8 protein-coding genes are annotated in these 9796 nt (G+C 52.2%); 3 read left to right on the top strand and 5 right to left on the bottom strand.

What is annotated here, in order from left to right; genetic code table 11:
- The coding region (locus AC14M5_RS04905; RefSeq protein WP_484028521.1) for a head GIN domain-containing protein at positions 1–725 on the top strand (725 nt) is incomplete at its 5' end.
- Between the two features lie 147 nt (positions 726–872).
- Here AC14M5_RS04905 and AC14M5_RS04900 read toward each other — a convergent pair.
- Positions 873–1673: a class I SAM-dependent methyltransferase gene (locus AC14M5_RS04900; protein ID WP_484028520.1), complete on the bottom strand. Its 801-nt coding sequence runs from the start codon at positions 1671–1673 to the stop codon at positions 873–875.
- Positions 1674–1768: 95 nt separating this feature from the next.
- On the opposite strand from AC14M5_RS04900, the gene AC14M5_RS04895 reads away from it, so the two are divergent.
- Together AC14M5_RS04895 and AC14M5_RS04890 are read left to right on the top strand one after the other, a co-directional pair.
- Entirely contained in the window at positions 1769–2380 is a 612-nt protein-coding gene (locus tag AC14M5_RS04895; protein ID WP_484028519.1) for a TetR/AcrR family transcriptional regulator, read from the top strand.
- Positions 2381–2490: 110 nt separating this feature from the next.
- On the top strand, positions 2491–5580 hold the full coding sequence (locus AC14M5_RS04890; RefSeq protein WP_484028518.1) for a tetratricopeptide repeat protein: 3090 nt from the start codon (positions 2491–2493) through the stop codon (positions 5578–5580).
- A gap of 45 nt (positions 5581–5625) precedes the next feature.
- Here AC14M5_RS04890 and AC14M5_RS04885 read toward each other — a convergent pair whose 3' ends face one another.
- The 4 genes from AC14M5_RS04885 to yicI form a co-directional block, all read right to left on the bottom strand.
- Positions 5626–6294: a class I SAM-dependent methyltransferase gene (locus tag AC14M5_RS04885; protein ID WP_484028517.1), complete on the bottom strand. Its 669-nt coding sequence runs from the start codon at positions 6292–6294 to the stop codon at positions 5626–5628.
- Positions 6261–7484 carry an adenylate/guanylate cyclase domain-containing protein gene (locus AC14M5_RS04880; protein ID WP_484028516.1) on the bottom strand — a complete coding sequence of 408 codons (1224 nt, stop codon included), beginning with the start codon at positions 7482–7484 and terminating at the stop codon, positions 6261–6263. Before AC14M5_RS04880 ends, AC14M5_RS04885 begins: the two co-directional genes overlap by 34 nt.
- A 27-nt stretch (positions 7485–7511) precedes the next feature.
- Positions 7512–8126, bottom strand: a complete 615-nt coding sequence (locus AC14M5_RS04875) for a class I SAM-dependent methyltransferase (RefSeq protein WP_484028515.1) — start codon at positions 8124–8126, stop codon at positions 7512–7514.
- Positions 8127–8184: 58 nt separating this feature from the next.
- On the bottom strand, positions 8185–9796 hold a 1612-nt coding region (gene yicI, locus AC14M5_RS04870; protein ID WP_484028514.1), incomplete at its 5' end, for an alpha-xylosidase.

The following is a 9796-nucleotide window of genomic DNA, read 5'->3' as shown; positions in this document are numbered from 1 at the left end:
GCTGGAACCGACCATCGCTGACCGGCTTTATCAGCTTTGGCGATAACGATTTCCAGCTTGGGCCGGCAGAGCCGGGTTCGGGCAATGTGGTCACGGAGAGTCGCAAAGTGAGCGGCTTCGATGCCATCGAAGTGGATTATCCGGCCCAGGTCTTCATCTCGCAGGGCAGTGTTGAGTCCGTCAAGATCGAAGCGGAAGATAACGTTCTGCCGGGTCTGCAGACCCGCGTACGCAACGACAAACTGGAGATCTTCTACGATGCGGATGAAGGCGAGCGCGTCAACGCGACCAAAGTCGTCAGGATCACCATCGTGGTCAAAGACCTGAAAGACGTGGAATTTGATAGCGCCGGTGAATTGACCATCGAAGTCCTCGAAACGGACGAATTGGAAGTTTCGCTCAGCGGGGCTGGGAATCTGGAACTTGAAGAGATCACGGTACAGGCGCTGACGGTCAGTTTGAGCGGTGCAGGCAATATGACCGCCTCGGGCACGACCGAAACGCTGCGCCTTACCATCAGCGGGTTTGGTGATTTTGAAGGGGAAGACCTGCATGGGCAGCGTGCGGAGATCAATATCAGCGGCGCCGGTGGAGCCACCGTATGGGCCGATGAAGAACTGGATGCACATATCTCCGGCGCAGGCTCGGTCAGCTACTACGGTTCAGCCAGTGTGAGCAAGCAGATCAGCGGCGTGGGAAGCGTCAAACATTTGGGCGACAAGTAAGATCTATCACGCTCTCTGAGATCGATCTTGATGAACTACCAGCAGCAGGTCGGATGGCTAATCCGACCTGCTGCGCATCAGAGGCTGCCAGAGTTTCACGGCAACTCTGCTGAAAACACACGCTGCTTTTGGCCGGGGTCATCTGAATTACGGCAGTGCCTCGATCGAATGGAACATGCCCAATATGTTCCGCTTGCTTTTCAACAGCGTGAGACCTGCGGATCGAACCAGGTCCAGGGGATCTTGATTCCAGCGGCAGCCTGCATGGGCTTCGTAGTGTTGAAATTCATGGCGGTCCTGATACCTGGCGAGCCAGGGCACGGAACTATGTCCATGCTCCAGCAACAGGATCAGGCCATTCGGTCGGCAGACGCGCTTGATCTCCTGCAGGGCTTTGACCGGATCGGGGAACGTGCAGGTGGATAGAGTCGAAACGACCGTATCAAAGCTGGCATCCGGAAATTCGAGTCGCTCAGCATCCATCACAGCGAAGCGTACGTTCAACCCATGTTGGCTTGCGTTCTTCCGCGCCACCTCCAGCATGCCAGGGCTCAGGTCAACCGCTGTGACCTCGCTCTCTGGCGCAAAGAGCGACAGGTTTTGCCCCGTACCGCACGCCACTTCCAGCACCCTGCCGCCTGCTTTTGACAGCAGTCTTTTCCTCAAACGCGCCACGCCGAGGATGTGCTGGTCGAACCAAACTTTCTTCTCGTATTGATCGGCGATCTCATCATAGGCGTTTTGTAGTTGAGTCGGCGTTAGCCTGGCGTTGTGAGGGATGCGGTGAGGCTTGCAGGTTTTTCCTTCGCTCGTTGTTATCGTTTTCATGGTTGCTCCTTTTGTTATACTGTGTAACAATGTTTGCATTGTAGCCAGCCGGGTGAGCAAGTCAATTACGAACTCGGCATTGATATAACAAAAGTTATAGAAAGCCGCAGTTTGTAACAAAACTTTGAGCGAGCGCCCCGAAAGTTGTTTTGAGTTGATAACAGCCCCGTTATAAAACCTTCGGAACGATTGATATTGTAACGAACAGGATAATCATGCCTAGAAAATCCTCCCCCGTGAATATTGACCCACGCGTCAAACGTACACGCCGTTTGTTGCGTGAGGCGTTGGTGTCAATGATCCTGAAAAAAGATTTTGCCTCCATCACGATCAAAGACATCACGGAACGCGCCGAGGTGGCGTACATCACGTTCTACAGGCATTACCAGAGTCTCGATCAATTATTGATGGAGGTGTTGGACGAAGGGCTGGCGGAGTTGATGACCCACATCGAGACGCTGGCGAAACAGTCTGATACCTCCGCCCTTGAAACGGAAGGACGGCTCATCTTTGAATATATTGAGCAAAAAGCCGACCTCTTCCGCATTCTGCTCAAGAGCCAGAGTGTGCTACGCGTTCGCAAAAAGGTAGTGAAGAATATCGCCGCCGTTTTTCAAAAGTCCTGCGCGCCGTTGGGGAGGTTGAACAATCAGGTGACGGTTAACATTGCATCGAATCACATCGCCACGTCTTTATTGTCGCTGAGCGAGTGGTGGCTGGAAAATGATATGAAGCCTTCACCGGTTGAGATGGGAAAGGTGTACAAGAGCCTGATTATTGATTCAACAGTGGGAGCGGTGAGTTCGCTGTCAACCGTGTCAAGATAATCACAATCATTGTATGTCGTTTTCTTAACCGCAGATCATTACCACCAACAACAGATAATTCAATCTGGCATATAATAACTAAAATTTTTCGCCATCTCGAAGGAGTAGTTATGGCAGGTGTTCCGTCGGGCACTGTCACTTTCCTCTTCACCGACATCGAAGGCAGCACCAAACTGGCACAGCAATATCCTGATGCGATGCCAGTTCTGCTCGCGCGGCATCATGAGATTTTGAATCAATCCATTCAAAACCAAAATGGATATGTCTTTCAGATAGTCGGTGATTCCTTCGCGGTGGCATTCCACTCCGCCAGCGATGCGCTGAACGCCGCGTTGGAGGCACAACGCATATTACAAAACGAGTCGTGGACTCCCGCGCCCATCAAAGTGCGGATGGGAATCCATACAGGCACGTCACAACTCAATGAGAATAAACAATACACCGCATACGCGATCCTCGCAATGACCCAGCGCATCATGTCTGCGGGGCATGGAGGACAGGTGTTGATTTCCAATGCAACCCAACAACTCATTCGTGATGGTTTATCGGATGGATTATCTCTCCGCGACATGGGCGAACGCAGACTCAAAGATTTGATTCGCCCCGAACGTCTTTATCAGCTCGTCACCCCGAATCTACCCGCCGATTTCCCTCCGCTCAAAACACTAGATGTCTATCGTCACAATTTACCGACACAATTAACCAGTTTCATCGGGCGCGCGCATGAGATTGAAGAGATAACAAAGCTTATCACTGAACATCGAGTGATAACCCTCACCGGCTCGGGCGGCGCGGGCAAGACTCGTTTGAGTCTGCAAGTGGGCGCGGAATGTTCGGAGCGATTCCCAAATGGAGTTTGGTTTGTGGAACTGGCGTCGCTTACAGAACCGTCGCTCATCGTTGGTACGATCATGTCCGCGTTGGAGTTGCATGAAAAAGACAACGACGCGCCTGCGCTGGCAAAATACATCGGGGATCAATCGTTGTTACTCATTCTCGACAACTGCGAACATCTCATCGAAGACTGCGCGCGCCTGGTCGAAACGCTGATTCAGTCCAGCCCAAAACTTCGCGTGCTGGCATCCAGTCGCGAAGCGTTCGGCATCGCAGGCGAACACCCATATCATGTCCCATCCCTGCCGTTCCCCGACCCGAAGCACCTGCCGTCGTTGGATGAAATCGCCGCATGTGAGTCGGTGCAACTGTTCATCGAACGCGCTAGGACATTCATCCCATCGTTTACTTTGACGGAAAAGAACGCTTCCTCCATAGCTCAAATCTGTTGCCGTCTCGATGGCATTCCCCTCGCCCTCGAGTTAGCCGCGGCGCGCGTCAAGGTGATGTCCGTTGAGCAGATGGCAGCGCGGCTCGGAGACATCTTCAACCTGCTCACTAGCGGAAATCGCACCGCGCTGCCGCGTCAACAGACATTGCGCGCGCTCATCGAATGGAGTTACGACCTGCTCTCCGACTCGGAGAAGAGTCTCTTCCGCAAGTTGGCGGCGTTTTCAGGGGGCTGGTCGCTTGAGGCGGCAGAATCAATTTGCAGCGTAGAAGGAGGCGGCGCGTCCGTCCTCGATGATTTGGCGCGGCTCGTGGATAAGTCGCTGGTAGTCAAAGAGGAACTTGATGGCGAAGCGCGCTTCCACATGCTCGAAACGATACGACAGTATGCCGAATTCAAGATGTTCGCATCCGAAGAAGTGGACGATGTGAAGAACCGTCACCGCGATTGGTTCATGCAGTTGGCGGAAGAGGCGGAACCCAAACTACGCACAGCCGAACAAGTGACGTGGCTCAACCAATTGGAGTTGGAACATGACAACCTGCGCGCTGCGATGAGTTGGTCCGTTGAACAAAAACACATCGAGCAGGCGTTACGCATCCCCTCGGCATTGACATATTTTTGGCAGATTCACGGACACGAAGAGGAAGGACGGAATTGGTTCAACCAAGCGTTGGTGCTGGATGAGGACGCGAAAAAGAAATATCCGTTTGCGTGGGCAAATGCCACTCATGGCATTGTCACCCTTTCAGTCTTTACTCCGCAATTTCAATCCTATCAGCCTAAAATGGAAGAGGCACTGAGTATCTTCCGTGAATATGGCGACGATTTCAGGGTTGGGTACACACAGTATCATCTGGCTTATTTTCCGCATTTCGCCGGGGAACTGGACACAGCAAGAGCAAAATATCAGGACAGTATCGATACGTACAAAAAAATCAATAATCGCTGGGGCATGGGAGAGTGTATCCATTGCATCGCGCATATCGCAGAACATCAGGGGTCTATGGATGAAGCGCAAAAATTATTCGACCAAAGTCTGGAAATGCTCAAGCCCGTTGGCGATCACTGGAGTCTATCTCATCCTGTAGCCGATACGGGAAATCTCGCCATCAATCGCGGCAACTTAAATGAGGCAAAAGCAATTTATCAGGAAAGCATTCACACATTCGAAGAATTGGGAAATCGCGAGTGGCTGTCAGTCAGTTTGCGGCAATTAGCCAGAATCAGTTATTTGCAGGGCGATTATTATGAGGCATATCAAATCGCCGAGCAAAGTATGGCGATTGCCCAATCTGCGAACGATCACGCCAATCAGGGCAGGTCATATTTCAGGTTCGGGCTTGTCCGATGGGCGCAGGGAGATTTTACACAGGCGCATCAAAGTCTTGTATCCGCAGTGGAAATGCTGGAAAAAACAGATCTCAAGTCAGACACGGCGTATATGAGATGTATCGCTGGCATGACGGAGTGTTATAATGGTCAACCATCACAGGGTCGTGAAAAAATGGAGCGCGAGATTGAGCTCTTGCGAAAGGAAAGTCCACCAGATGTGCCTGACCTGTTGCCCTGGCTGGGTCACGTTCTTTGGCTGGAAAAAGACATCCCTCACGCCAAAAAAACATATGTGGAAGCAATTGCAGGGGCAGGTAAACTGCACTACTTTATCCGTATTCCCGAATGTTTTGAAGGGCTGGGAAAAATCGCCATAGCGCAAAACCAACACGAACGCGCCGCGCGTCTCTTCGGCGCGGCGGAGGCGATGCGAGAGAAAATGGGAACGCCTATCCCGCCCGTTATGCGTGGGGATTATGACGCGCATGCTCAATTAATGGGGGCAGCGTTTGAATCGTTGTGGAGACAGGGACGCGAGATGGCGATGGATGAAGCAATTGAATTCGCATTGGAGCAGTAGTGGTACAAATTACCACGTGCCAAGCAATTTGTAATCACATCAATCTTATTGCGATGGAGGCACCGCAATACCCCACCAACAGTATGACAATGACTTGGGAAACTCGGCTAAATATGCCTGCTCCATCTGTTTGATCTGAAAGCCATCTTCTCTGAGCAAAACTGGAATATCCCGTGTCAGATACAAGCCTTGGAACAACCAATGTTGAACTGGTTCTAATCGCTTTTGCCAGCGTTGAACTCTAGAGTCAGGCGAAATTCCAAGTTCAAAGAAGATGAGTTTGCCATCTGGTTTCAAAACACGTGCGATCTCTCGAATAGCATCTGTGATATCAGGAATTGTGCACAAGGTGAAGGTGCTGACAACAGTATCAATGACACCATCTTCCAAAGGAATGTGCTCTCCAGGCAGATCAAGATATTCGATATCTAGGTTTGTTTTGCGGCGCTTTCCTTCTGCAAGTCGGATCATGCCTGGGTTTGGTTCAAGGGCATAGAGCCCGGTCACCTTTGCGGGATCGTAATGAATGAAATTCGCACCGGAGCCTGCGCCGATTTCAAGAACATCCCCTTCAGCAAAGGAGATGATTTGTTTGCGAATTTTCTGGATGGGCCATGGATTGCCGAGGATGTCCACAAGATGGGGATAAATACGGTCTCGGTAGAAAGCCATGCTGTATGCTACTTGTTCTCCATCGCCGACTTCACCAGCCATACTTCCATTTCCCCTTTGCCTTTCACGTTCACCGTGCCGCGCGGCTCGCATACAAATTCATCCTTGATTAACTCATAGGTGGTTTGTGTAATTTGAACCGCGCCGCCCACGCCATGTGACTCCATGCGGCTGGCAACGTTGACCGCGTCACCCCACACGTCATACACAAACTTGCGGCGACCGATCACGCCCGCGATCATTGAGCCAGAGTTGATGCCGATTCGAAAAATTACACGTTGATCCCCCCGAAACGTGTGCGTGGAAATATAGTCACGCATCTCCAATGCCATGCGCGCCAAAGCCTGGGCATGATCGGGGCGGCCACGCGGCACGCCCGAAGCCACCATATAACTGTCGCCGATCGTGCGGATTTTCTCCACACCGTATTTGTCCAATAGCGAGTCGAAAAAAGAAAAGACCTCATTGAGCAGTTCGACCATTTCCACGGGAGGTAATCGTGCCGAAAGCGGAGTGAAGCCCACCATATCCGCGAACAGGACGCTTGCCTCCTTGTAATGATCGGCAATCGTACGACTCTCGTTTTTGAGAATGGCGGCAATCTCTTTAGGGAGGATGTTCAGTAATAACGATTCGGATTTCTGCTGAAACATATTTTTTTGACCGACGAAATAATAGACCATCATAAAAACCAGTGAACCGACACCGAGGAGGTTGATGACGAAGAAGAAAATCACCAGCCCTGGCGAGAGATGGTTGGCGAGCCGTACATATGGCTGTAAAAAGCCACTGAGAATAACAAGGGTGGCGAAGGCAAGAAACCAGCGAGGCGCGTGACGAGGTTCGTCGAAGAGTAACGCACCCAATGGACAGATGAGCGCCCACAGAATAACCGCACTGCCATTGACAAAACCACCCAATGCCACCATCAGAAAAAATGGAAGCAATAGAATCAAAGCGAGCTGGCTGAAACGAAAAAAACGATACTGGCGTGTTCGTCCAAAATGAATAATACTGAGCAGGGATATAAACGAATAGGAGAGTGGAATCGCCCCGGCTAGTGGTTCATTATAAAAGACATAGATTGATCCCCATGCGACTCCTGCGACCATGAACGGGAAGGCGCACACCACCAACAGTGATTTTTGCAGGCGGATTTCATCATCGTCATTTGCGTCGGAACCGATTTTGGCAATGAAAAGAAATATTCTTTGGAATATCTTCTGATTCATCCTACTTTCCCTTTTACCGATACTGGACTATTCTTTGCGGCAGTAACAGTAAACGAACTTCTGGTCTGTCCCAAAGGGGGTGTGATGCGTCTCGCGTGTGCTGTCCACTACTTCGAAATCATCCCCGAATTCATTGTGTAAGCTATCTTCGCTGTAACGGACAACATCAAGACCACTGCATTTCTGAGGTCCATCAGGAGCGAAGGTGGCGACAATGACATGCCCTCCCTGCTTGACCGAACGCCGCACCGTTTCGACATACTTCTGCCGGTCTTCGGCTTTCGTCAGGAAGTGGAACACAGCTCGATCATGCCAGACATCGTAAAATTGATTAGGCAATTGCGCCTGTGTGATATCGGCTTCGATCCAATTGACTTTTTGCGCCTGCGAGCCAAGTCGCTGTTGGGCGGTGTGCAGGGACGCGGCGGAAATATCCAGCACACTGACGTTTTCATACCCGTTCGCCAGCAAGTCATCCACAAGCGTGGAGATGCCGCCTCCGATATCGATGATCTGGCTTGTCTTACCAATGCTGGCGTTGGTTATGAACTGCAGGGATAAAAGCGAATGTTCCTGATACCAACTGACCTGGGTTGGCGTTTTGGTTTGATGGATTGTTTCCCAGTGGGTTTTCGTGTCCATGAGGTGATTATACTGGAATTGCCTCTCCAATGATCCGTGTTGATAGAAGCTAGACGTGCTAGAGCACATCTGCAAGTAGGTCAATGTTAATTTCGACTCTATCTGTTTCGCGAGACAGGGAGAGCAGAGTCCCCTCTGGTAAAGACTGGACGTTCGCGTTTTTCACCTCCGCGACATTTTCGATGCCCATCAGCAAGACTTGCCAGGGTTTCGCGGTACCGTCCCGTTCGATGTGATAGGTCGAACCAGTTCGGGTTGTGGTAAAAGTCACTTCGGTTTCACCGCGCAGGTTCGGGAGGCGCGTGCTGACCGTTCCCCCGTCTTCCAAGGCATACACGCGCAGAGTCACATTTTCAGCAAAGTCATAATCGGGAAGATCCTCACGCGCGCCAATGGGCAGGACCGTGTTCGGTCGCACCCACAGCGGCAGGCTCAGATAGTTATAAGTTTCGCGGACCCAGCGCGGACCCTCCAACACGCGCCCATCGAGCAGATGCGTCCAACGCCCGGCGGGCAGGTAATATTCCACGAGGCCATCTTCCGCGAAGACCGGCGCGACGAGTAATGAGGGACCCAACATATATTGACGGTCAAGCGTCGCACACGCGGGGTCGGCAGGGAATTCCAGGAGCATGGCGCGCAACATCGGAGTGCCCCACTCGTGCGCCTCACGTGCCGCTTCATATAAATAAGGCATCAGCTTGGCCTTGAGACGCGTGAAATGACGTAACACCTCCACGGCTTCCTCATCGAACAACCACGGCACGCGATAGGACGAACTGCCATGCAAGCGACTGTGCGAGGAAAGCAGGCCGAACGCGCACCAGCGCTTATAGACCGAAGCTGGCGCGGTCTGCTCGAAGCCACCGATATCGTGACTCCAAAACCCAAAACCGGAGAGGTTCAACGACAGACCGCCACGTAAACTTTCCGCCATGGATTCGAATGTGGCCGTGCAATCACCACCCCAATGCACAGGGAAGTGCTGTCCGCCCGCCGTCGCTGAACGTGCAAAGACGACCGCGTCGCCTGCGCCGCGTTTCTCCTTGAGTGTATTGAACACTGTCTGGTTGTAAAGTTGGGTGTAATAGTTATGCATCTTGAACGGGTCGGAGCCATCGTGATAGATCACATCCGTTGGGATGCGCTCGCCAAAATCGGTCTTGAACGTGTCCACGCCCATATCCATCAGCACGCGCAACTTACTGGCGAACCATTCACACGCGGCGGGGTTCGTAAAATCCACGATGCCCATGCCCGCCTGCCACAGATCGGTCTGCCACACATCGCCGTTCGGTTTGCGGAGCAAGTATCCGTTCTGCGCGGCTTCATCGAATAACGCCGAGGCCTGCGCGATGTAAGGGTTGATCCACACACAGATATTCAGTCCACGCGCTTTGAGGCGGGCGAGCATCCCCGCCGGGTCTGGGAACGTGCGCGGGTCCCATTTGAAATCGCACCAGTTGAATTCCTTCATCCAAAAACAATCGAAGTGGAAGACGCGCACCGGCAGGTTGCGATCGCGCATGCCATCCAACATTTGCATCACGGAGGACTCGTCGTAATCGGTGGTGAACGAAGTGGAGAGCCACAAACCGAACGACCAGGCCGGCGGCAGCGCAGGGCGGCCCGTCAACGCGGTGTAGCGTTCAAGGATCTGCTTCGGTGTG

Source organism: Candidatus Villigracilis sp. (assembly GCF_057083605.1).
Note: the sequence above shows the minus strand (reverse complement) of the source record. Positions and strands in the feature narration are given on the sequence as shown.

What these genes read in the sequence shown, in the direction of transcription:
- AC14M5_RS04875 (WP_484028515.1), bottom strand. Translation starts at nt 8,126, where the DNA reads ATGGACACGAAAACCCACTGGGAAACAATCCATCAAACCAAAACGCCA.
- AC14M5_RS04895 (WP_484028519.1), top strand. Translation starts at nt 1,769, where the DNA reads ATGCCTAGAAAATCCTCCCCCGTGAATATTGACCCACGCGTCAAACGT.
- AC14M5_RS04880 (WP_484028516.1), bottom strand. Translation starts at nt 7,484, where the DNA reads ATGAATCAGAAGATATTCCAAAGAATATTTCTTTTCATTGCCAAAATC.
- AC14M5_RS04890 (WP_484028518.1), top strand. Translation starts at nt 2,491, where the DNA reads ATGGCAGGTGTTCCGTCGGGCACTGTCACTTTCCTCTTCACCGACATC.
- AC14M5_RS04885 (WP_484028517.1), bottom strand. Translation starts at nt 6,294, where the DNA reads ATGGCTGGTGAAGTCGGCGATGGAGAACAAGTAGCATACAGCATGGCT.